This window comes from Marinobacter sp. es.048, from assembly GCF_900188435.1.
Lineage (GTDB): Bacteria > Pseudomonadota > Gammaproteobacteria > Pseudomonadales > Oleiphilaceae > Marinobacter.
The window spans coordinates 1,236,330-1,257,734 of the sequence record NZ_FYFA01000001.1; the positions used below are offsets into that span (position 1 = coordinate 1,236,330).

The window sequence follows — 21,405 nt, forward strand, 5'->3', positions numbered from 1 at the left end:
ACGAATTCGTGACAATTCAAATAAATTCATGCAGAAATTAGACGAATGTCTATAACAGCTTTTCGTTCATATACAGACATCTGCAGTTGCCAACGAGGCGTAAAGTTGTTCCATGACGTCCGAAAGTACAGTTATTGAGTCAGCCACGTTCGCGTTTCTTGATATTGAAACCACCGGCGGCAATCCAGCCCGGGACAGGATTACCGAGATTGGTATCCGGTTCTGGCGGGCCGGTGAGGTGGTGGGCGAGTGGCAGACGCTGCTGAATCCGGAAACCCGGATATCCCCGTTCATCGAGAACTTTACCGGTATTTCCAATGAGATGGTGGCTGATGCGCCGTTGTTTGAAGATGTGGCGGATGAGCTGGAAGCGCAGCTGAAGGGCAAGGTGTTCGTCGCTCACAATGCCCGCTTTGATTACGGTTTTATCAAGTCCGAGTTCCGCAAGCTGGGGCGCCTGTTCTCGGCGAAGGTGCTGTGTACTGTCAAGCTGTCCCGTCGGCTGTATCCGGAATTTCGCCGGCATAACATGGATGCGCTGATTGCCCGCCATGGCCTTGCCCGGGTTCAACGGCATCGTGCCATGGGAGATGTGTCCGCCATGTTGGCCTTCTTCGAGCATGCACGCTCAGAAAAAGGACACGGGAAGTTCGACAGTGCCCTGCGGGAACTGTTGCAACGGCCCAGTATTCCATCTCACCTCCCGTCGGATATTCTTCATGACGTGCCTCGGGGCCCCGGGGTGTATCGGTTTTACGGCGAAAACGATGTGCTTTTATATGTTGGCAAGAGCACCAACATTGCCCAGCGCGTGGCTTCACATTTTTCCGGTGATCACAATTCTGCCCGGGGCGTGCGGATGTCCGAGAGCCTGCGCCGTGTCGAGTGGACAGAAACAGCCGGCGAGCTCGGGGCACTGCTAATGGAGCTCAAGCAGATCAAGGGCCTGAAGCCTCTGTTCAACCGCCGCTCCCGGGCGGCCAAGAATCTGGTGAGTATCGAACTCTCGAAAAACGAAGCGGGTTACCTCCAGGCGCGGCTGGTTCGTGAAATCGAGCCCCACCGTTTGGGGGATTATTTCGGGTTGTTCCGAAGCAAGCGGGATGCGGAGCGGGCATTGAGCGGCATTGCTTCGAAAAATGAACTGTGCAATCGGCTGTTGGGGCTGGAGCCAGAGCACGATGGCCCCTGTTTCCAGCGCACCCTCGGGCGCTGCAAGGGTGCCTGCGAAGAGCTTGAGAATGTGGAACGTTACAACCTCAGGGTACAGATCGCCTTTCACAGTCTGCGACTCAAGACCTGGCCCTGGAAAGGCCCGGTCGGGATAGTGGAGCAGGATGCCCGGTCCGGCCGCAAGGACATCCTGGTGGTTTATAACTGGATGCATGTGGCCACTCTGCACGAAGAGGAGGAACTGGAGGATCTCTCCCTCCGCGGCCAGGCGGTCACCTTTGATCTGGATTCCTACAAGCTTTTGATCGGCGCCCTCATGGACAGAAAAAAGGGCGGGCAAGAACAGCAGCGGGTGATTGAGTTGCCGGCCATGGGGGAACCGGATGTTCTTATGCCGTGAGTGGCGTATTATGGTGCAAGAGTCCGCACACCTACTTACTTGTTTGGCGCGGCCACTCTACTATTTTTAATTGCTTAGCCGCTTTCCCGAGAGAGATTTATGAATAAAGAACCCGTCAGCCGCGAACTGTTCGATGAAGTCATGGTGCCCAACTACGCTCCCGGTTCCATCATTCCGGTGCGAGGGGAGGGCTCCCGGATCTGGGATCAGGAAGGCCGCGAGTTTATTGATCTCCAGGGTGGCATCGCAGTGACCTGTCTGGGCCATTCCCATCCGGGGCTGGTAGGTGCGTTGCACGATCAGGCTGAGAAAATCTGGCACCTGTCCAACGTGATGACCAACGAACCCGCCCTGCGTCTGGCGAAAACCCTGTGTGACCTCACCTTTGCCGAACGCGTGTTCTTCGCCAACTCCGGAGCCGAGGCCAACGAAGCGGCGTTCAAGCTGGCCCGTCGTTACGCGTGGGAGCATCACGGTAAAGAGAAGAACGAGATTATTTCGTTCAAGAATTCGTTTCACGGGCGCACCCTGTTTACCGTCAGCGTCGGTGGCCAACCGAAATACCTGGACGGTTTCGAGCCGGCACCCGGCGGCATTCACCATGCCGAGTTCAACGACCTGGAATCCGTGAAAAAGCTGATCTCGAAGGAGAAAACCTGTGCGGTCGTGGTCGAGCCCATTCAGGGTGAGGGTGGCGTTATGCCGGGCGACCAGGCATTCCTTCAGGGGCTGCGAGATCTGTGCGACGAAAATGACGCGTTGCTGGTGTTTGATGAGGTTCAGTCTGGCGTTGGCCGGAGCGGTCACTTTTACGCTTATCAGATGTACGACGTGGTGCCGGATATTCTCTCCAGTGCCAAGGGACTTGGCGGTGGCTTCCCGATGGCGGCCATGTTGACCACGGCCAAAGTTGCCGCCAGTCTGGGTGTAGGTACTCACGGCAGCACCTACGGCGGTAACGCCCTGGCCTGCGCCGTGGCGCAAAGAGTGGTGGATACCGTCAGTCAGCCGGAGATTCTCAAGGGCGTGAAAGCCCGCTCTGAGAAGCTTCGCAAGGGCATGATGGACATCGGCGAGCGCTATGACGTGTTCAGTGAGGTTCGCGGCGCCGGCCTGCTGCTCGGCTGTGTTCTGACCAAAAAATGGCAGGGCAAGGCCAAAGATTTTCTCAACGCCGGTCTGGAAGAGCGCGTGATGGTTCTGGTGGCTGGCGCGAACGTTATTCGTCTGGCGCCGTCTCTTATCATCCCGGAACCGGATATCGACGAAGCCCTCGAGCGTTTCGAAGCGGCGGTGAAAAAACTGACGTCCTAAGGAGTTTTTATGTGGCTGGTACGTCCGGCTCAGCCGGATGATCTGGACCAGATTCTTGCCATTGCGGGCACTCAGTGTGCCCGTCTTTCCTCCACCCTGCCCAAGCACGGCGATGCCCTGGCCTACAAGATCGAGCAATCACTGGCTTCCTTTGCTGGCAGGATCAGCCCCGAGGATGATTCACCCAGGTTCCTGTTCGTGCTCGAAGACACCGAGACCGGGGACATTGCCGGCACGGCCGGTATTGATGCTCGCGCCGGCAATGGTCAGCCCTTCTACAGTTATCGGCGGGATGCCCTGATCCACGCATCCCATGAGCTGGGGGTTTCGCGTCGGGTGGAAGTGCTGTATCCCTCCCATTCGCTCACCGATGTCTCCCTGCTGTGCTCGTTCTCGATCCGCCCCGAACTGCAGGGGACCGATGCGTTCGAATTATTGTCCCGGGCCCGGATTCTGTTTATCGCCGATCATCGTGAATGGTTTACCGCGCGGATGGCTGTGGAGATCCAGGGCGTGCAGTTGGAGGATGGCAGCGTGCCCTTCTGGGACAGCCTTGGCCGGCACTTTTTTGATATGGATTTCGAGACGGCGGACCAGTACTCCGGTCAACTGAGCAAGACCTTTATTGCCGAGCTCATGCCGCCCAATCCCATCTATGTCACGCTGCTGAGCGAGGCGGCCCAGAAGGCAATGGGGCAGCCGCATCTGATAACCGTGCCTAACTTCGAGCTGCTGCAGCGGGAAGGGTTCCAGCCGGGCAGTTATCTGGACATTTTTGATGCCGGCCCGGTCCTTGAAGCGCGTACCGACAGCCTGAAAACCCTGGTGACCAGTCACCCGAAGGAACTTCATGGCACCAATGAAGATACTGGCGAAACCTGTCTGATCGCTGCCGGCGAGCGTGAACAGTTCCGCTGCACCCTGACACCGGTCGCTGAAACGCTGGACGACAAACTCAAGGTTCCGGTCTCGACCTGGAAGACCCTGAACAGGACCGCGGGTGACCGGGTAAGGATCGGGCCGCTATGAAAGGTATGGGAATAGTAAAGTATCAACTCGCCTGGATCAGGGAGGCGACACCATGCTGGTAATTCGCCCGTTGCAGGAAAACGATCTTGATGACCTGTATGCCATGTCCCAGAGCGCCGGGAAGGGGCTGACCACTCTCCCGGCGGACCGCGAGCTTCTGCAGAAGAAGATCAATCACGCCCGGGAGACCTTTAACCAGCGCATTGCGCCGGAAGCAGGGCTTTACCTGTTTGCACTGGTGGATATCGAGCGGAAGAAAACGGTCGGGATCAGCGGTATCCAGGCCCGGGTTGGTCTGGATGAGGTGTTCTACAACTACCGCCTGAGCGTGGCCGTCAATGCCTCCAAAGAGCTGGGTGTTCACGTACGGACCCCAACGCTGCACCTGTCCAACGATATGACCGATACCAGCGAAATCTGCTCGCTGCTGTTGTCTGATGAATACAAGGGCGGGGGCAACGGGCTGCTGCTCTCCCGGTGCCGGTTCATGTACCTGGATGAATTCCGGAAACACTTTTCTGAAAAAATATTCGCGGAAATGCGCGGTGTGTCTGATACCCAGGGGCGGAGCCCCCTGTGGGATGCGCTGGGAACCAAGTTCTTCGACATGGAGTTCAGCGAGGCGGACATGCTGTCGGGGTTGGGCAACAAGTCATTTATTGCCGAGTTGATGCCCAAGTATCCGATATACTTGTCCATGCTGCCGGAATCAGCCCGTGCCGTGATCGGCCGGGTTCACGACAATACCGCGCCGGCGCTTCGGATGCTTCAGTCCGAGGGGTTCAACTTCAACGGACTGGTGGACATTTTTGATGGCGGGCCCGTGGTTGAAGCCTTCGTTCACAATATCCGCACGGTACGGGAAGGCATGAACCGGCACGCCATGGTGACGCGCAAGCCGATCAGCTTGGACGTGCCTGCCGATGAGCGGGTAATGGTATCCAACCGCTCATTCCGGGACTTCCGGGTGACCACCCTGCCGATAGACTGCATCGGGCCGGATACCGTCAGCCTGCCGCCGGAAGTGGCCGAGGCGTTGCAGATTGAATCGGGTGATCCGGTTCGTTTGGCCCCCTTGAAAGACTCGGGGCTACTGACCAAACATAGTTATAGAAGCTCAGTACCGGGAGGTGCATCGAAATGGCAAAGCTGACAGGTGAACTGTTTATCGACGGGCTCTGGCTACCGGGTCATGGGCCGGTATTCGAATCTGTCCAGCCGGTGAACGGTGAAACAATCTGGGATGGCGAAAGCGCCAACCTGGAGGATGTTGATGCGGCCGTTCGTGAGGCCCGAAATGCCTTTGTGAAGTGGCAGCGCAAGAGCTTTGCCGAACGTCAGGCCATTGTCGAAGCCTTTGGCGAGTTGCTTGAGGCTCACAAGGAAGAATTGGCCCATCAGATTGGTCTGGAAACGGGTAAGCCGCTCTGGGAATCCCGCACCGAAGTGGCGGCGATGATCGGCAAGATCGGCATTTCGGTGAAAGCCTACAACGACCGCACCGGCACATCCGAATCCGATGTTGCCGGTAGGCACGCCGTGCTCAGGCACCGGCCCCATGGCGTGGTGGCGGTATTTGGCCCCTACAACTTCCCGGGGCACCTGCCGAACGGCCACATAGTGCCCGCTTTGCTGGCCGGCAACACAGTGGTCTTCAAACCGAGCGAGCTGACCCCCGGGGTTGCCGAGCTGATGGTAAAACTCTGGGAGAAGGCTGGTATTCCGGACGGTGTGATCAACCTGGTGCAAGGTGGTTCGGATACTGGCAAATCCCTGGCCACTCACCTCACGATCGATGGCCTGTTCTTTACCGGCAGCTCGACCGTTGGACACCTGCTGCACAAACAGTTCGGCGGCCAGCCTGAGAAAATCCTGGCCCTGGAGATGGGTGGCAACAACCCGCTGATCGTTCAGGACGTGGCCGACGTGGACGGCGCGGTACATCATGCATTGCAGTCGGCCTTCCTGTCGGCCGGCCAGCGTTGTACCTGTGCACGTCGACTGCTGGTACCCAAGGGCAAGAAAGGCGACGCGTTCCTCGACCGGCTGGTTGAAGTTTCCGCCCGTATCAAGGTCGGTGAGTTTGACGCCGATCCGCAGCCGTTTATGGGCTCTGTGATTTCCGCGGAAGCCGCCGACAAACTCCTGGCGGCCCAGGCCAGCCTGCTCGAGAAGGGCGGCAAATCACTGCTGGAAATGAAGTCCCTGAAATCGGGAACCGGTCTGCTGTCGCCCGGTATCATAGATGCCACAGGTCTGGACGTGACCGATGAGGAATTCTTTGGGCCACTGCTGACGGTCTATCGCTACAAGAGCTTTGACGACGCTCTGGAGCTGGCCAACGACACCCGTTACGGGCTCTCAGCGGGCATCCTGACGGACGACCGGAAGCTGTACGAGCGGCTGGTGGAAGAGGTCCGTGCCGGTATCGTGAACTGGAACCGGCCGCTGACCGGCGCCAGCAGCGCGGCCCCCTTTGGTGGTGTTGGTGCCAGCGGCAATCATCGCCCGAGTGCCTACTACGCTGCCGACTACTGCGCTTGGCCCATGGCTTCTCTGGAGGCCGGCAAGAGTGAGATGCCAGACTCCCTGGCACCCGGCCTCAATTTCGATTAACGGAACCCAGTGCCATGGTGAAACACGCGGTAGAAGCAAACTTCGATGGTCTGGTTGGCCCCACCCACAATTACGCCGGACTGTCTTGGGGTAATGTGGCCTCCAAGTCCAATGTCAGTTCCGTCTCGAATCCGAAAGAGGCGGCACTGCAGGGCCTGGCCAAAATGAAGCGTCTGGCGGACCGGGGGTATGTGCAGGGCGTTCTGCCACCCCATGAACGCCCGCATGTTCCAACGCTTCGGGCCCTGGGATTTGAAGGGACGGACGCCCGTGTGCTGGAGCAGGCGGCCAGATCCAGCCCGTCGATCCTGGCGGCGGTCTCTTCTGCCTCGCCGATGTGGACGGCCAATGCCGCCACGGTATCGCCCAGTGCGGATACCTCAGACCACCGCGTGCATTTCACCCCGGCCAACCTGAGTGCCAAGTTTCACAGGTCCATCGAACACACGGTGACCGGCCGCTCCCTGAAAGCCATCTTTGCTGACGAAAGCTACTTTGCCCATCATCCTGCGCTGCCGTCTGTCAGCCACTTTGGTGACGAGGGCGCGGCCAACCACACCCGGTTGTGTGCCGGTTACGGCGAGCCCGGTGTGGAGCTGTTTGTATATGGTCAGATTGCGTTCAATGAGCAGGCACCAGCCCCGAAGAAATACCCGGCCAGACAGACCCTCGAGGCGTCCCGGGCGGTGGCGCGGCTGCATGGCCTCAAGGAGCAGCATGCGGTGTTTGCCCAACAGAATCCGGACGCCATTGATGGCGGCGTTTTTCACAACGATGTAATCGCCGTGGGCAATGGCAATACCCTGTTCTATCACGAGATGGCTTTTCTGAAGGAAGAGCAGGTGCTGGCGGACATCCGGGAGCGCCTTACCGGCGCGGAGCTGGAAGCGGTTCGTGTCAGCAGCGCCGATGTGCCGCTGGAGGATGCGGTGGCCTCGTACGTGTTCAACAGTCAGTTGCTGAACACGCCCGACGGTATGCTACTGGCGGTGCCCGGCGAGTGCCGGGAAGTGGCTTCAGTCAGCCGTTACCTGGATAGTCTGGTGAATTCCGGCGGGCCGATTACGGCGGTGGAAGTGTTCGACGTCAAGCAGTCTATGCGCAACGGTGGTGGCCCGGCCTGTCTGAGGTTGAGGGTGGTGCTCAACGACGATGAGCTGAAGGCCATCAACCGGAGTGTGCTGCTAACCGATGAACTCTATGAGCGTTTGACCACCTGGGTGGAAGCCCATTACCGGGATAAGCTTAGCCAGAACGAGCTTGGCGATCCGATGTTGCTGGAAGAGGTCCGCAAGGCCCTGGATGAACTTACCGGGATCATGGGCCTCGGCTCGATCTACGATTTTCAGCTTTAGCGAGCGGCCTGCCGGCCTGTCAGGCGGAAATCGAGGACGTCAGCATATCCATGGTATGCCGGATCAGCTGCTCGGCAGGAAACTCCGGATTGCCTTCGCCCATTTCCGACTGGCAGAGCAGGATCACCCCGTGCAGGGCGCCGCGCAGGTATAGTGAGGTCTGAACGGGGTCGTTAATCCGTTCCCGGTTCATGGTGCCGTCCCGGAGCCCCAGTTCGATGGCCCCTACCATCAGCTCCATCAGGTCTGATTTGGAGCACAACATTTCTTCCGTCTGACTTTCATCTGCCTCCGCCATGGCGGTGGACGCCTTGGTCAGCGCCGAGAAGTAATCCGGTTCTTCCAGATAAAATCGGTAGTAGGATTCCCCCATTGCCCGTATCTGGGCCAGGCCGTTATCGGCGGTCTGTCTTGCCTCCTCGAATCGCCGGAAAAGGCTGTGCCCCGCTCTGAGCATGATGCCCCGCTGTATGGCGGCCTTGTCCTTGAAGTACACGTACAGCAAGGCCCGGCTGAGACTGGCGGTGCGGGCAATGTCGTCCATGGACGTTCGCTCGTAGCCCTTTTCTGAAAACACCAGTTCGGCGGCGTCCAGAATGGTGTCGTAACGGGCCTGTTTCTCCCGTTCGCGGCGGGTCTTCAGCGGTTCGCTCATTCAATGATCCGGTTAGTTGGTAACAGCGGGCACAGGATACCTGAAAACGAATCAAACACGATTATTGACAAAATGTCAAAGAATGACATTATGTCTAAAATTACCGTCGGGTTTCTCCATGGACAGGATCCCGCCAACTACACAAGCATGGATGAAAGGACGAGTCATGACACCACTTCGAATCCCCGTCGTCATCGTTTCTCTTGCGGTTTTTTCACTGTTTCTGTCGGGCTGTAAAGCCGGTGACGTAGCCCCGGAATCCGGGCAGCATAAGGTTTCAGTGCGTGTGTCAGAGGTTACCGGCGGAGAAAGCCAGGATATGCCGCTGCGGTTCTCAGGTATTGTTCGCGCCACTCAGCGCGCGACGCTGACCTTCCAGGTCAGTGGCACCCTCAAAGAGCAGGCGGTGGAGCTCGGGCAGAAGGTGCAGGCCGGTGATCTGCTCGCCCGGGTCTACAATCCTGGCCTGGAGCCAGCCCGGGATTCTGCCAGGGCCCGGCTGGCAGAATTGAGAACGCAGTATCAGCAGGCACAGCGGGAGTGGGAACGTTCCAGCCGATTGCATGAGCGTGGCGTTGTATCCGAGCAGACCCTCGAGCAGCTTGCCGCACGGCGGGATTCCCTGGAAGCCAGCGTGGCAACGGCGCGGGCGTCCCTGGCAGAGGCAACCCAGTTGCTGGAAGAGAGTAGTCTTCGGGCGCCCTTTTCCGGCCGCGTAGAAGCCCTGCTGGTCGAGCGGGATGAATTTGTTGCCGCCGGGCAGCCGGTGATGCGGCTTTCCTCGCCGGAGGGTCGCGAAGTGGAAGTGCGGGTGCCGGCGTATCTTCTGGACCACGTGGAGCTGGAGCAAACCTTGCCTGTGTGGTCGGTTCAGGACCGAAGTCGCCCGCCACAGTCCGGTTCGGTGGTCGAGATTGCCCAGGCCAGTGCCATTCGCGGCGAGCTGCATCCGGTTCTGGTGAGTCTGCCGGTTAACACGCTGGAGCCTGGCGAGCCAGTCGAGGTCGGTATTACGCCGGTTCGGGAGTCGGCGCTCACGGTGCCCTTGCTATCGGTGATCCGCAACGCCGAGGGCGTCAGTGTGTTCCGGGTACGGGATAATGTGGCCTCCCGTGTTGCGGTAGAAGTCGACCGAGTCGTTGGCGAGCGGGTGGTGGTTACCTCCGGCGATCTGTCCCCCGGTGATCAGGTGGTTTATGCCGGCATGACGCGGCTGGCGGACGGTGATGCCGTGGAGGTACGCTGATGACCCGCCGGCTTCTGAACTGCCAGCGCCTGCTGGGCATGGTGGTCACCATGCTCTGCCTGCTTGGTATCGCTGCCTACAGCACCATGCCGCGCCAGGAAGATCCATCCTTTCCATATCGGGCAGGTCTGATCAGCATCAATTATCCGGGCGCCAGCGCCGAGGCTGTCGAACGGCTTGTGCTTCGGCCTTTGGTGGATGAGCTTCGGCAGGTGGAGGAGGTGGATTTTACCCAGTCAACTGCTCGCACTGGCGTGGCTCTGGTCCGCCTGCGTCTGAACGATGACATTTACGACACCGATCCCGCGTGGGACCGGGTACGTCAGGCCATGGAACGAGCGAAGCAGGACTTCCCGGACGATGTGGGTCGGATGGTGCTCGATGATCGCCTGATTGATATCCCCGCCATTGTCATGGCCGTGGGTGGCTCGCCGTCAGTAACGGAATTGTCCGACGTCGCTGAACGGCTGAAGCAGAACCTCTCGGATTTGCCGGGGGTTTCCCGGATTGAGCTGGAAGGTGATGCCGACGAGCAGATCACGCTGGCCCTGGACGATACCGCGCTCTTCCGGCTTGGTATCTCACCTGCGCGGGTGCTGGACACGCTGGCGCGGCGAAACCAGACCATTCCCGGCGGCTTCGTGGTGGTCAATGGCCGCCGCCTCTCAGTGCTTCCCAACAGCGAATTTGCCGATATTGACGCGATTCGGGCCACGCCCATTGAATTGCCCGACGGCTCCCAGGTACCGCTGGCCGCAGCGGCGGATGTCTGGCGCGGACCGGCTGAACCTCGGCAGCCGGAAACCTGGTACGACGGCGAACGGGTGGTGCTGGTCTCCATCATCATGGAAGAGGGCACCACCGATGCGATCCGCTTTGGTGAGCATGTGCGCGAACGCATGGACCAGATTCGCGGAGATTTTGAACCCTACGAGATCCGCGAGATGTTTTTTCAGCCGGACAAGGTACAGGAACGTCTCGATAACCTGGCCTGGAGCCTGGTGCTCTCGGTACTGATCATCGTTGCAGTGGTTTTCACCGGCATGGGCATCCGGATGGGCCTGCTGGTGGCCTCGATTCTACCGCTGGTTGCCCTGATCAGTGTCGGGCTCTACGACCTGGGGGGCGGTGTGCTGCACCAGATTGCGGTGATCGGCATGGTGATCTCATTGGGTATCCTGATCGACAACGCCATCGTGATTGTTGAAAACATCCAGGGGCATCTGGATGAGGGCATGCGCCGACTGGACGCCCTGCGCAAGGCCGTCAGTGAACTGGCCGGTCCGCTGGGGGCCTCAACGGGAACCACGTTGGCTGCCTTCGCACCCCTGCTCCTTGCCAAGGGCGGTGCCGCGGATTTTACCCGTGGCGTGCCGGTCATGATCATGCTGACACTGTCCGTCAGCTACCTGCTCGCTATCTCGGCCGTTCCCCTTCTGGCGGCCAGGTTCCTGAAACCCCGCCGCAAGGCCGGTCAGGACCGATTGATTGGATTGGCGCGCTTCCTGGGAAGCCTGGTGTCCCGCTATCCCGGACGGCTGATTACCGCCGGCGCCATTCTGGTGGGCATTAGCCTTGCGATGACCCCCTTTATGGCTAAGCAGTTCTTCCCCAATGCCGATCGCCCGAGGGTGATTGTCGAAGTCTTCATGCCCGAGGGCACCGACCAGGCCCGCACGGCAGAGGCCACGGAAAGCCTGGAACGAATTATACGTTCACAGCCGGATGCCCTGGAGGTTCACCGGTTTGTGGGCTTCACCGGGCCGTCCTTCTATTACAACCTGCAACGCGCCCCCCAGGCACCAAACCGGGCACGGCTGGTGGTTACCACGCCCACACTGGAAGACACTACCGGCATGATCCGCTGGATTCGCGCACACGTGAAAGAACAGATGCCGGAACTGGATGTGACCGTGGGTATCCTGGGGCAGGGGCCACCAAGGGCTGCGCCGGTGGAAATTCGGGTTTACCACGCCGACGACGGCACCCGGATCGAAGCGGTGGAACAGATTTTCAGCATCCTGAGAGGTGTTGAGGGCACTGTTGATGTCCGCCATGACCTGGATATTGGCGTTCCGAGTATTGCCATCAACGTCGACGATGCCACGGCGGCCCGATATGGCCTGACCCGAGCCGATGTGGCCCAGAGCCTCTATGGCCAGAGCTTTGGTGTGGTGGCTGAGCGCTATCGCCAGGAAGAGGATCCCATTCCCCTGGTGCTGCGTTCCCGCGAAGGCACGGCCCTGTCGCTTTCACGGTTGCTGTCAGTGAATATTTACAACGACCGAGGCGACGCCGTACCGCTCTCAGCAGTGGCGACAGTGGATACCACCTGGGAACCGGCGGCTCGATACCTGCGTGACGGTGTGCGGATGAACACCGTCACGGCAAACCTGGAAACCGGCTACAGTTTCAGCCAGGCTTTGGACGGGCTTTACGCAGGGCTTGAGAAAAAACCGTTACCACCGGGTACCCGCATGGCCATGGGCGGTGACGCCGAAGGCTCCGGTGAAGCCAATACCGCATTGCTCACCGCAGCTCCCATCGGGATGCTGTTGCTGCTGTTCTTCCTGCTGCTGCAGTTCAACTCCTTCCGCCGGGTCGGCATTATCCTTCTGACGGTGCCGCTGGCTACCGTCGGTATTTTCCCCGGATTGGTGCTGTCCGGCTCACCCTTCGGTTTCCAGTCTCTGCTGGGCGTGATCGCCCTGGTGGGAATCGTGGTGAACAACGCCATCGTTCTGCTGGACGTGATGGATCGGGAACTGGAGAAAGGAAGAGATATCCGCGACGCCATGCGCAACGCGGTAGAGCAGCGCACCCGCCCGATCCTGCTGACCACCGCAACCACCGTGGCTGGCCTGCTGCCCCTGGCGTTCTCAAGCTCCACGCTCTGGCCACCCATGGCCTGGGCCATCATCTCCGGCCTGCTGGCCTCAACGGTGCTCACGCTGCTGGTCATCCCCGCTGTCTGCACCCAGTTGATCAAAGTCAGCGTGCCGGAACCTGAAAACGCCCCGGCCTGAGTAGTTGAAAGTGGGGTCAGATGAAGCTTTCATCTGACCCCGTTTTTGGCCGGATCATCAGCCCGACTCGATGGCCGACCGGCACCTCCGGATTGGGAAACACAATCGCCTCCGGCGAATGCCCGACCCGGTAACTGGTCTCGTCGTCCTCCCAGATGACTGTGCCGGGCTGATACTTGGTGAAATTGGCGACATCGTCCGGAATATGGAACCGGAAGTTCTTTCCGGTGTTCAGAATCTCATGCACCACCTCGAACACCGTCAGGTGATCAAACGGCGGCTGCGGGGAAGGTGAGGGCTGCCCCCGGAACCGCCGTCGCAAGGCATCCTGTATACCGGAAAAGTGCCCCAGATCATTCTGCCCGAACGGCCGCACCTTACCCAGCTCCACGGTAAAACTCTCGGCTTTCAGCAGCGACGAGGAAAACGACGAAAACGTTGTGCCCGCCTTATGCTGTAGCAGAAGCGTCTCCACCTCCGCCTCCAGCAGAAAATCACACTGGTCTACTGGAACCGAACGATTCTCAACAAACGGATACAGGGCAAACCGCTCGCGGTGAGAAGGGCGAATGGCCGTGTGCAGATCGTAGTGGTAAAGCGCCTGAGGGTTGGCCATTGCAAACTGCCGACAGGCCTCCTCAAGCTCCTGCGCCCGCGCAGCCTCATCCAGCCCCTCATATTCGCTCCGCCCATGAGCACCATCGAACAGCCGGTTAAGGTTCACTTCCAGAAAGCGTTTTCCAGCCACCATCGCAGGTGGGTTACCCAGAATCAGCAAGACCGGGCAAGCCAGCTCCCATTCGCCATCAATCAGTTCGGCAACCAGTTTGTTCAGAACCTCGATAGGCGCTGTTTCGTTCCCATGAACACCCGCGGAAACGATGATGGCTTCAGCGTTCGGATTGCTCCGGCCAGCCGGAGGAATAATGTCCAGAACGCCCACGGCCTTGCGGCTTATGCGGGTGCCGTCGGGGAGGAAGGTCTTGGTTTCGGGAAGTGACGCATCCGAGTTGTCGAGGGTGTGGGAAAGCCAGTCTGAACTAGTTCCGAACAGGTCACGTTTTGCCGACATAGAATCCCCGAACCAGGTCTGGGGGCGGGCAGGGTATTGCCTCCCGGGAATGTCTGAAGCCATGGCTGGCTTCAGTCAAGCGCACATGGATGTGCTCGTAGCGGTTCCCGGGAGGCAATACCCTGCCTGCCCGGGCACCCAAGTCAGAATCAGCAGGGTCAGCCGTTGACGGGTCGCTGGTGCTTCAACAGATGGTTTTCGAGTTTGCGGAAGGCAAAAACCAGTATAAACGTGAGTGCCATATAGCAAAGTGCTACAAAGATAAACGCATCAAACGGCGCATAAAACCGGGAGTAAATGTTTCGTGCCGCCCCGGTCAGATCCACGATGGTCACCACACTGGCAATGGCACTGGCGTGCAGCATGAAGATCACCTCGTTGGAGTAGGCCTGCACCGCCCGCCGCGCTGCACTTGGCAACACAATCCGCCGCATGCGCATAAACCAGTTCATGCCATAGGCCTTGGCCGCCTCAATCTCACCGTTGGGCGTAGACACAATCGCACCACGGATAATCTCCGTGGTATAGGCCGCTGTGTTCAGTGTGAAAGCCAACAGGGCCAGATAGACAAACGCCACCGGAATGAAAAAGTGGAACGGCATGCGCTCCGCCTTGGCAGCTTCTTCAGCCACACGAACCATGTCCGTCAGGCCGATAATGGAAACCAGGGCGGTGGTCTTCAGCAGAACCTGCCAGTTGTTGCCCAGACCGGGCAGGGCATGGCGCATCATTTGTGGCAGCATGATTCTGCGGAAGGTATGAAAACGGGTAAAACCATAGGCTCGGGCAGCCTCGATCTGGCCGGTTTCAACGGCCAGGAAAGCCCCGCGGAAGGTTTCGGTCATATAGGCGCCGAAAATCAGCCCGATCGTTACTACGCCGGAGATGAACGGGTCGAACTGGAAGAAAAAGTCGATTTCGTAGGCTTCCCAGACGTAATCCGAGAGCATATTCACTGCAACCTGGCCGCCATAGTAGAACAGCAGCATCATGACCAGGTCTGGAACGCCACGAATCAGTGTGGTGTAGGTAGTGGCGATACCTTTGGCAACCCGGCTTTGTGAGAGCTTGGCAGACGCGCCAATCAGCCCCAGGGCAACCGAGAGGGCAAGAGACAGGAAGGCCAGTTCAATGGTGACTATTGCCCCTTCCATCAGGGCCGGGCCATAGCCTTTCAGATCAAGCATGGGAGCGTCCGGTAAGCAGGGGCGGCCCCAAAGGGCCACCCCTCGGCAGATTTACATCTTGATGTCGTAAGCGAAGTACTTCTGCATGATGGTGTCGTAGGTACCATCTTCCTTCAGGGTACGAAGGGCAGCATTCACTTCCTCCGCAAGCTCGGTATCACGCTGGCGCATCGCAACACCCACGCCTTGTCCAAGCTTGACCGGCTCACCAACTTCCTTGAAGCCCTCTTTGGAAAGAACGGTTTCTTCACCCACCGGGTAATCTACGAAGACTACATCCAGACGCTGGCCTTCCAGGTCCAGAACCATGTCGTCCGCAGTGGTGTAACGTTTGATGGTGACAATGCCGCCCATGTTTTCCGTTACGTAGGTGTCCATGGTAGTGCCGCGCTGAACGCCAACGGTCTTGCCTTCCATCGCATCCATGTCGGTGACGTCGGTGTTGAAGCTCTCAGGGCCAAACCAGCCACCCGGGGTGTTGTAGTACGGTTCGGAGAACAGAACCCGCTCCGCGCGTTCGGGGGTGATGGACATAGAGGACATGATCAGGTCGAATTTACGTGCCAGCAGGCCCGGAATCATGCCGTCCCATGCCTGGATCACGAACTCGCAGTTGGCGCTCATTTCTTCGCACATGGCTTCGGCCAGTTCCACTTCGAAACCGGTCAGTTCGCCATTTTCGTCTTTGTACTCAAACGGGGCATAGGGCACGTCGAACGCGATTCGGAGATCCCGTTCCTGGGCCTGTGCGCCACCGGCAATCATGGCGAGGGCGCAGCTTGCTGCAACAATCATTTTCTTCATGTCTAACTTCTCCAGTGGTTTGCCTTTTGGGCTTTATTTTTGATGGAAGTTTTTGGTTCCAACATTTTATTTCTTGACCGGTTCAAGATAGCACCGAGTGTCAGAAGTTGGGAGTCAGGAACTGCTTCATGCGCTCTGAATCCGGATGATCAAACACTTTCTCGGGGGTACCCTGTTCCTCGATCACGCCCTGATGCAAAAACAGGACCTGACTCGAAACATCCCTTGCGAATGACATCTCGTGGGTGACCACGATCATGGTTCGGCCTTCCTCCGCCAGGCTTTGCATAACCTTGAGAACTTCGCCCACCAGCTCAGGGTCCAGAGCTGAGGTGGGTTCGTCAAACAGCATGACTTCCGGTTCCATGGCCAAGGCCCGGGCAATTGCCGCCCGCTGCTGCTGTCCGCCGGACATCTGGGCCGGGTAGTAATCCTTGCGCTCGTAGATGCCCACTTTGTTCAGGTAGGCTTCGGCGCGCTCGATGGCCTCCTTCTTGGGTACTTTCAGGACGTGGATCGGGGCTTCAATGATGTTTTCCAGAACAGTCATATGAGACCACAGATTGAAGCTCTGGAAGACCATGGAAAGTTTTGCCCGGATCAGTTCAACCTGTTTGTTATCGGCCGGAATACGTTCGCCCTTGCGGTTGGTTGTGAACCTTATTGGGTCACCGTGCACGATAATATCGCCGGAGGTGGGTGTTTCCAGCAGGTTGATGCAGCGCAGAAAGGTGCTCTTGCCCGAGCCGGAGCTGCCGATCAGGGAAACCACGTCGCCTTTGCGGGTCTCCAGTGAAATACCTTTGAGCACCTCGAGTTGGTCAAAGGTCTTATAAATGTCCCTGCAGATCAAAGGCGCTTGGTCCGCCATGGGTGACTCCTGGGGCTGTAATTCAAAGGCGCATGTTTTACGGACTGTGGATGCGGAAATCAATCCCTTAAAGGGAGCGTTTTGCCGAATTTCACCGCCGTTCGCTGCATGTCATTGTGGTCGAATGATTGTCCAGTGCAAGCTTTTTGCCATGCTCAGGCCTCTGCCCGCAGATGATCGCTTGCTTTGTCCTGTTCAATGGGCATCCTGATCAGTTTGCCGCCGTCTTTCTCCATGTCTCTCATGGCCTCACTCACAAACCGCACGTGGGCCATCGCCACCTTCTGGGCATTGGCCGGTTTGCCGGCAATGACGGCTTCATAGAGCTGCCGATGCTGGCGGACGATTTTCTTCCGCATTTCTTCTCTCGGGTTCAGGTTGGCAACGGAGGCCTGAACGGTCAACAGCATCATGTTCTTGAGGCTATTCAGGACATGCACCAGAACCGGGTTGTGGGATGCTTCCACAATCGCCAGGTGGAAGCCGTGGTCGAGCCGGGCGTTGCGAAGCGGATCGGTATCCTCAAGTGCTCGGAACGCCTTCGTGATGCGATGCCGGTCCAGCCGGGTTGCCCGCAGGGCAGCGAGATAGGCGGCCTGACCTTCCAGTTGTTCGCGTACTTCCAGAAGGTCGAAAAGGGTTCGCGGATGCCCTTCGAAAAGATGCATCAGTGGGCTTTGCTCCCCGAGCTCGTTTGCGCCGGGCACCATGCTGGCGACAAACGAGCCCTTGCCGTGGCGGGTTTCGATCACGCCACGGCCCTGGAGTTCATGCAGGGCTTCCCGAATGACCGCACGGGACACGCCCAGCCGCGTTGCCAACTGACGTTCGGACGGTATCTTTTGCTCCGGAGCCAGCCCGCCATCGAGAATAAGGCGTTCCAGCCGGTATGAGATTTCCTGGGAGATTGCCATTTTGGGGCCTGTCTGTGCTCTCTGGTCTGACCAGTGAGTGCTTCTGATTGTTGGTGTTTCCGTTCTCACCTGATGTGCGTCCGAGCCCATTAAATATGGCCGATTCAGCGTATTTCGTCCATTTTTAATACTTCAAAAACTGGTCAGACCAGTGCTCACCGAACTGGACTAAACCGGGATTGGCTACGAAGATCAGTGTAATGTCGGCCTGTGCCGGCGTTGCCATAGACGCTGATAAAAACAAAGCCAACGGAGACGTTTCGATGAATTCGAAGAATAACATCCGGAATAGTTGTGACACTGGCGAGCTCCCACCTCGCAGAAGCTTTTTTAAAACAGTCGCGGTAGGCGCGGCATTTGCCGGCGCGATGCTGATGGGTGCCGGACAGGCCCATGCTGCAACAACCTGGAAAATTCAGTCCGTATGGGACGCCGGCACGGTCGGCTATGACCTGTTCGAAGACTGGTGTAATGGCATGGAGGAGAAGTCAGGTGGTGAACTGATTTTCAAGTGTTTCCCTGCCAAAGCTGTCGCTGCTGATAGCAATTCACTGTTCGATTCGGTTCGCAGTGGTGTTCTTCAGGGCATGAACCCGTTCACGCTGTACTGGTCCGGCAAGATTCCCGCATCCGTGTTTCTATCGTCCTACCCGGCCGGCCCTGACCAGCCTCACCAGTGGGATATTATGTTCTATTCCATGGGGATGCTGGAAAAGACCCGGGAGATCTACGAAAAGTTCGGGCTGTTCTACGTTGGCCCGATCCAGCACGATGCAAATATTATCCACTCGAAGCAACCGGTTAACAGCCTCGAAGACCTTAAAGGCCTGAAGCTCCGGGTTCCGGGTGGCATGGTCGCTGAAGTTTTCCAGGCATTCGGTGCATCTACTGTGAGCATGCCGGGTTCTGACATCTTTCCGGCTCTGGAAAAAGGCACCATCGACGCGGCCGACTATGTGGGCCCTGCGGTGAACTGGGAACTGGGCTTTTCTCAGGTGACGGATTACATCCTGTTTGGGCCTCCCGGCGTGATGTCGATCTACCAGCCGGTGGATCTGATGGATCTGACCGTGAACCTGCGTGCCTGGAACGCCCTGGATCCGAAGCTCCAGCAACTGGTTGAGGATGAAGTCCGGATTTATTCCCAGAAGCACTACCTGACCATCCAGAAGCGTAACGTTGAGGCCATGAAGAAGTTCAAGGACGCGGGCGATACGGTAAGCCGTCTCAGCCAGGATGACGTGGATGAATGGCGCCGTAGGGCCATTCCGATCTGGTACAAGTGGGCGAACAAGGACGAAGATGCCCGTGCCATCTTTGACATTCAGGTTGAGTACATGATGAACGAGACCGTAGGCTACATCGAGGAGTCTGATCTGGAAGGTGTGCCGGGCCGGTAACACTCTCCGAACCAATAACAAAGAAACAGGGGGAAGGTCAGGGACGACTCCGAAAGAGGCGTCCCGCCTTCCCCGTTTTGTGGCTGAGGAAGTATCAACATGTCTGATCTTGAAGGTTTCGGATTCGTAATGCCGCACTGGTTCTATTGGGGCTGGCTGGCGGTTATGCCGCTGATCATGATGGCCTGGGACAAGTGGAGCAGTGGTCACGGAGGCGAGGCTGCAGAACCGGAATTGACGCCGGGAGAATTGCAGGCGGAAGAGGATGATCCCCTGATTTATCTCCAGTTCGAAGGGAACTGGTTTACCAGGGTAGTGGACTGGATCTGTGACAAATCCGGCCTGTTCGTGTCGTTCTGGACAATCAATGCCGTTGTTTTCTATTTCTTTGGTGTGGTCATGCGCTACATCTTTAACATGCCCACCATCTGGGTTCATGAAGCCAGCTTCCTGTTACTGGGTATGCAGTATATGCTGGCCGGCGCGTTTGCCATGCTTCATGGTGCTCATGTTCGTGTCGATGTCATGTACAACATGCTGCCGCCGCGGGGGAGAATCGGTCTGGATATCTTTACTTCCCTGTTCTTCTTCATGTTTGCCCTGATTCTGCTGGTTACCTCCTGGACCTTCTTCCAGGATTCCTACGCAATGAATGAACGCACGGTCGAGACCTGGGGCATCCAGCACTGGCCGGCTAAAGGCATGATGGTGCTGGGTTCATTTCTTCTGTTACTCGCAGGCATATCCAAGCTGATCAAAGATATCGTCCTGTTTGTTCGTCTTGGCCGGGAGCGCATGGCATGACTACAAATACAACAACTGCGCCGGGTAGTAACCTTGTCGGGAAACTGAGCACCTGGCTGCTGATCATTGCCACGGTTGGTCTGGCATTCGTCATCTGTGTCGAAATGATCAACATTCTTTTCTATGACCCGTGGAGCGACGAGAAATTCCTGTTCAAGCTCTCCGGTAGCCTTTCTGACGTCAAGATCGGGCCTTTGACTTATCTGATGTTCGGTTCCCTCGCCGTGGCTCTGATGATGGGGCTGCCGCTGGCTTTTGTGACCGGTGGTCTCGGGGTGATGTTTATCTACCTGGTGGGCGATGCACTGATGCTGAACATCGTGCCGGGGCGCATCTTCCCGATGATGACCAACTCTGATCTGGCGGCGATACCGCTGTTTATCTTCATGGCCTCCATGCTGGAACGAGCGGGGCTGATTGAGGAGATGTTCAGTGTCGTCTATAAATGGATGGGCGGCCTGAGCGGTGGTCTGGCGACTGCAACTATTCTGGCGTCTACCCTCCTGGCAGCCATGGTGGGTGTAATTGGGGCCGCAGTTGTCACGATGGGTATCATCGCTTTACCTGCGATGCTCAAGCGCGGTTACGATCAGAAGATCGCGCTGGGCTCGATCATGGCTGGCGGTACTTTGGGCATACTGATTCCTCCCTCAATCCTGGCGATTCTCTACGCGGTTGTTGCGCAGCAATCGGTCGGTGAGTTGTACCTCGGCTCTGTAATTCCGGGCCTCATGCTTTCCTCCCTGTATATTGCCTATGTGCTGATCCGTAGTTGGATAAATCCGAAGCTTGGGCCACCTGTACCGGTGGAGGAGCGGATTTCCCTGAAAGAAAAGCTCATTCTCACGAAAAACCTGATTGCTCCACTGGTTTTGGTGTTTTTGGTGCTGGGCCTGCTGTTTGGTGGCATTGCGACGCCGGTAGAGGCGGCCGGTATCGGCTCCTTTGGCGCCATTGTGGTGGCCATGATGCACGGTAAGTTCTCCATTGCCGGACTGCGGGAAGCATCTGTAACCACTACCAAGGCATCCGCCATGGTGTTGTGGATCATGTTCGGTGCCTCGGTCTTTGTGGGCTTCTATATCCTTCAGGGGGGGCAGCAATTTGTCACGGATGCCATCCTCGGTACTGGCATGTCGCCTTACGGCATCCTGTTCCTGCTGATGTTCCTGCTGGTGGTTCTGGGTATGTTTCTGGACTGGGTGGGTATTCTTCTGCTCGCAGTTCCTATCTTCATTCCCATTGTCAAAGCGCTGGAGTTCCCGGGTCTTCTGGGTTTTCCGCCTGTGGCAGGTGATGACGTTGTGCTCTGGTTTGGTGTGCTCTATCTGGTCAACATGCAGATGTCATTCCTCAGTCCGCCATTCGGTTACGCCTTGTTTTACCTCCGTGGGGTGTGCCCGCCGGAGATATCCATGGGTACGATTTTCAAGTCATCCCTGGTGTTTCTGGCGATTCAGGCGTTCGGGCTGTTCATGTGTATCCTGATCCCCGGCATCGTAACCTGGCTGCCAGGGCTGGTTTACGGTTAATCAAATC

General features: G+C 57.8%; 17 protein-coding genes. 11 read left to right on the forward strand and 6 right to left on the reverse strand.

Annotated elements, in window-relative coordinates; all coding sequences use genetic code 11:
• Nucleotides 1-112 precede the first annotated feature (112 nt).
• The 6 genes from CFT65_RS05665 (at nucleotide 113) to astB (ending at nucleotide 7,887) form a co-directional block, all read left to right on the forward strand.
• On the forward strand, nucleotides 113-1,573 hold the full coding sequence (locus CFT65_RS05665) for an exonuclease domain-containing protein (RefSeq protein ID WP_088827008.1): 1,461 nt from the start codon (nucleotides 113-115) through the stop codon (nucleotides 1,571-1,573).
• Between the two features lie 99 nt (nucleotides 1,574-1,672).
• Nucleotides 1,673-2,887 (forward strand): aspartate aminotransferase family protein, encoded by a 1,215-nt coding sequence (locus CFT65_RS05670; RefSeq protein WP_088827009.1) that lies wholly within the window; start codon nucleotides 1,673-1,675, stop codon nucleotides 2,885-2,887.
• 9 nt (nucleotides 2,888-2,896) lie between these two features.
• Entirely contained in the window at nucleotides 2,897-3,916 is a 1,020-nt protein-coding gene (locus CFT65_RS05675) for an arginine N-succinyltransferase (RefSeq protein ID WP_088827010.1), read from the forward strand.
• A 52-nt stretch (nucleotides 3,917-3,968) separates the two neighbouring features.
• Nucleotides 3,969-5,069, forward strand: coding sequence for an arginine N-succinyltransferase (gene astA, locus CFT65_RS05680; protein ID WP_088827011.1), 1,101 nt, complete (start codon nucleotides 3,969-3,971; stop codon nucleotides 5,067-5,069).
• Complete coding sequence (astD, locus tag CFT65_RS05685; RefSeq protein ID WP_088827012.1) at nucleotides 5,057-6,532, forward strand: succinylglutamate-semialdehyde dehydrogenase; 1,476 nt, start codon at nucleotides 5,057-5,059, stop codon at nucleotides 6,530-6,532. The genes astA and astD overlap by 13 nt, the downstream gene beginning before the upstream one ends.
• A gap of 14 nt (nucleotides 6,533-6,546) precedes the next feature.
• Complete coding sequence (gene astB / locus CFT65_RS05690; protein WP_088827013.1) at nucleotides 6,547-7,887, forward strand: N-succinylarginine dihydrolase; 1,341 nt, start codon at nucleotides 6,547-6,549, stop codon at nucleotides 7,885-7,887.
• A 19-nt stretch (nucleotides 7,888-7,906) separates the two neighbouring features.
• On the opposite strand, the gene CFT65_RS05695 is transcribed toward astB, so the two are convergent.
• A complete protein-coding gene (locus CFT65_RS05695) occupies nucleotides 7,907-8,542 on the reverse strand; it encodes a TetR/AcrR family transcriptional regulator (protein WP_088827014.1) in 636 nt (211 codons plus the stop codon).
• Between the two features lie 166 nt (nucleotides 8,543-8,708).
• Between CFT65_RS05695 and CFT65_RS05700 the strand changes: the two genes are divergently transcribed.
• Nucleotides 8,709-9,788, forward strand: coding sequence for an efflux RND transporter periplasmic adaptor subunit (locus CFT65_RS05700; protein WP_088827015.1), 1,080 nt, complete (start codon nucleotides 8,709-8,711; stop codon nucleotides 9,786-9,788).
• The gene (locus tag CFT65_RS05705) at nucleotides 9,788-12,814 is read left to right on the forward strand and encodes an efflux RND transporter permease subunit (protein ID WP_088827016.1); all 3,027 of its coding nucleotides are present in this window, start codon (nucleotides 9,788-9,790) and stop codon (nucleotides 12,812-12,814) included. The genes CFT65_RS05700 and CFT65_RS05705 overlap by 1 nt, the downstream gene beginning before the upstream one ends.
• Before the next feature lie 16 nt (nucleotides 12,815-12,830).
• Here CFT65_RS05705 and astE read toward each other — a convergent pair whose 3' ends face one another.
• From astE to CFT65_RS05730, 5 genes are all read right to left on the reverse strand, one after another.
• A complete protein-coding gene (gene astE / locus CFT65_RS05710; protein ID WP_088827017.1) occupies nucleotides 12,831-13,886 on the reverse strand; it encodes a succinylglutamate desuccinylase in 1,056 nt (351 codons plus the stop codon).
• Nucleotides 13,887-14,044: 158 nt separating this feature from the next.
• On the reverse strand, nucleotides 14,045-15,073 hold the full coding sequence (locus CFT65_RS19190) for an ABC transporter permease subunit (RefSeq protein ID WP_088827018.1): 1,029 nt from the start codon (nucleotides 15,071-15,073) through the stop codon (nucleotides 14,045-14,047).
• A 51-nt stretch (nucleotides 15,074-15,124) separates the two neighbouring features.
• Nucleotides 15,125-15,877: a transporter substrate-binding domain-containing protein gene (locus tag CFT65_RS05720; RefSeq protein WP_088827019.1), complete on the reverse strand. Its 753-nt coding sequence runs from the start codon at nucleotides 15,875-15,877 to the stop codon at nucleotides 15,125-15,127.
• A gap of 100 nt (nucleotides 15,878-15,977) precedes the next feature.
• Nucleotides 15,978-16,748 carry an ABC transporter ATP-binding protein gene (locus CFT65_RS05725; protein ID WP_088827020.1) on the reverse strand — a complete coding sequence of 257 codons (771 nt, stop codon included), beginning with the start codon at nucleotides 16,746-16,748 and terminating at the stop codon, nucleotides 15,978-15,980.
• Between the two features lie 155 nt (nucleotides 16,749-16,903).
• On the reverse strand, nucleotides 16,904-17,662 hold the full coding sequence (locus tag CFT65_RS05730) for an FCD domain-containing protein (protein WP_088827021.1): 759 nt from the start codon (nucleotides 17,660-17,662) through the stop codon (nucleotides 16,904-16,906).
• 263 nt (nucleotides 17,663-17,925) lie between these two features.
• On the opposite strand from CFT65_RS05730, the gene dctP reads away from it, so the two are divergent.
• The 3 genes from dctP (at nucleotide 17,926) to CFT65_RS05745 (ending at nucleotide 21,398) form a co-directional block, all read left to right on the forward strand.
• Nucleotides 17,926-19,062: a TRAP transporter substrate-binding protein DctP gene (dctP, locus tag CFT65_RS05735; protein WP_088828168.1), complete on the forward strand. Its 1,137-nt coding sequence runs from the start codon at nucleotides 17,926-17,928 to the stop codon at nucleotides 19,060-19,062.
• A gap of 99 nt (nucleotides 19,063-19,161) precedes the next feature.
• Nucleotides 19,162-19,866: a TRAP transporter small permease subunit gene (locus CFT65_RS05740; RefSeq protein WP_088827022.1), complete on the forward strand. Its 705-nt coding sequence runs from the start codon at nucleotides 19,162-19,164 to the stop codon at nucleotides 19,864-19,866.
• A complete protein-coding gene (locus tag CFT65_RS05745) occupies nucleotides 19,863-21,398 on the forward strand; it encodes a TRAP transporter large permease (protein WP_088827023.1) in 1,536 nt (511 codons plus the stop codon). Before CFT65_RS05740 ends, CFT65_RS05745 begins: the two co-directional genes overlap by 4 nt.
• Nucleotides 21,399-21,405: the final 7 nt, after the last annotated feature.

Coding starts and splice junctions, on each gene's coding strand:
- CFT65_RS05705 (WP_088827016.1), top strand. CDS start 9,788: ATGACCCGCCGGCTTCTGAACTGCCAGCGCCTGCTGGGCATGGTGGTC.
- CFT65_RS05730 (WP_088827021.1), bottom strand. CDS start 17,662: ATGGCAATCTCCCAGGAAATCTCATACCGGCTGGAACGCCTTATTCTC.
- astB (WP_088827013.1), top strand. CDS start 6,547: ATGGTGAAACACGCGGTAGAAGCAAACTTCGATGGTCTGGTTGGCCCC.
- CFT65_RS05700 (WP_088827015.1), top strand. CDS start 8,709: ATGACACCACTTCGAATCCCCGTCGTCATCGTTTCTCTTGCGGTTTTT.
- CFT65_RS05675 (WP_088827010.1), top strand. CDS start 2,897: ATGTGGCTGGTACGTCCGGCTCAGCCGGATGATCTGGACCAGATTCTT.
- astA (WP_088827011.1), top strand. CDS start 3,969: ATGCTGGTAATTCGCCCGTTGCAGGAAAACGATCTTGATGACCTGTAT.
- astD (WP_088827012.1), top strand. CDS start 5,057: ATGGCAAAGCTGACAGGTGAACTGTTTATCGACGGGCTCTGGCTACCG.
- CFT65_RS05720 (WP_088827019.1), bottom strand. CDS start 15,877: ATGAAGAAAATGATTGTTGCAGCAAGCTGCGCCCTCGCCATGATTGCC.
- CFT65_RS19190 (WP_088827018.1), bottom strand. CDS start 15,073: ATGCTTGATCTGAAAGGCTATGGCCCGGCCCTGATGGAAGGGGCAATA.
- dctP (WP_088828168.1), top strand. CDS start 17,926: ATGAATTCGAAGAATAACATCCGGAATAGTTGTGACACTGGCGAGCTC.
- CFT65_RS05695 (WP_088827014.1), bottom strand. CDS start 8,542: ATGAGCGAACCGCTGAAGACCCGCCGCGAACGGGAGAAACAGGCCCGT.
- CFT65_RS05665 (WP_088827008.1), top strand. CDS start 113: ATGACGTCCGAAAGTACAGTTATTGAGTCAGCCACGTTCGCGTTTCTT.
- CFT65_RS05725 (WP_088827020.1), bottom strand. CDS start 16,748: ATGGCGGACCAAGCGCCTTTGATCTGCAGGGACATTTATAAGACCTTT.
- astE (WP_088827017.1), bottom strand. CDS start 13,886: ATGTCGGCAAAACGTGACCTGTTCGGAACTAGTTCAGACTGGCTTTCC.
- CFT65_RS05740 (WP_088827022.1), top strand. CDS start 19,162: ATGTCTGATCTTGAAGGTTTCGGATTCGTAATGCCGCACTGGTTCTAT.
- CFT65_RS05670 (WP_088827009.1), top strand. CDS start 1,673: ATGAATAAAGAACCCGTCAGCCGCGAACTGTTCGATGAAGTCATGGTG.
- CFT65_RS05745 (WP_088827023.1), top strand. CDS start 19,863: ATGACTACAAATACAACAACTGCGCCGGGTAGTAACCTTGTCGGGAAA.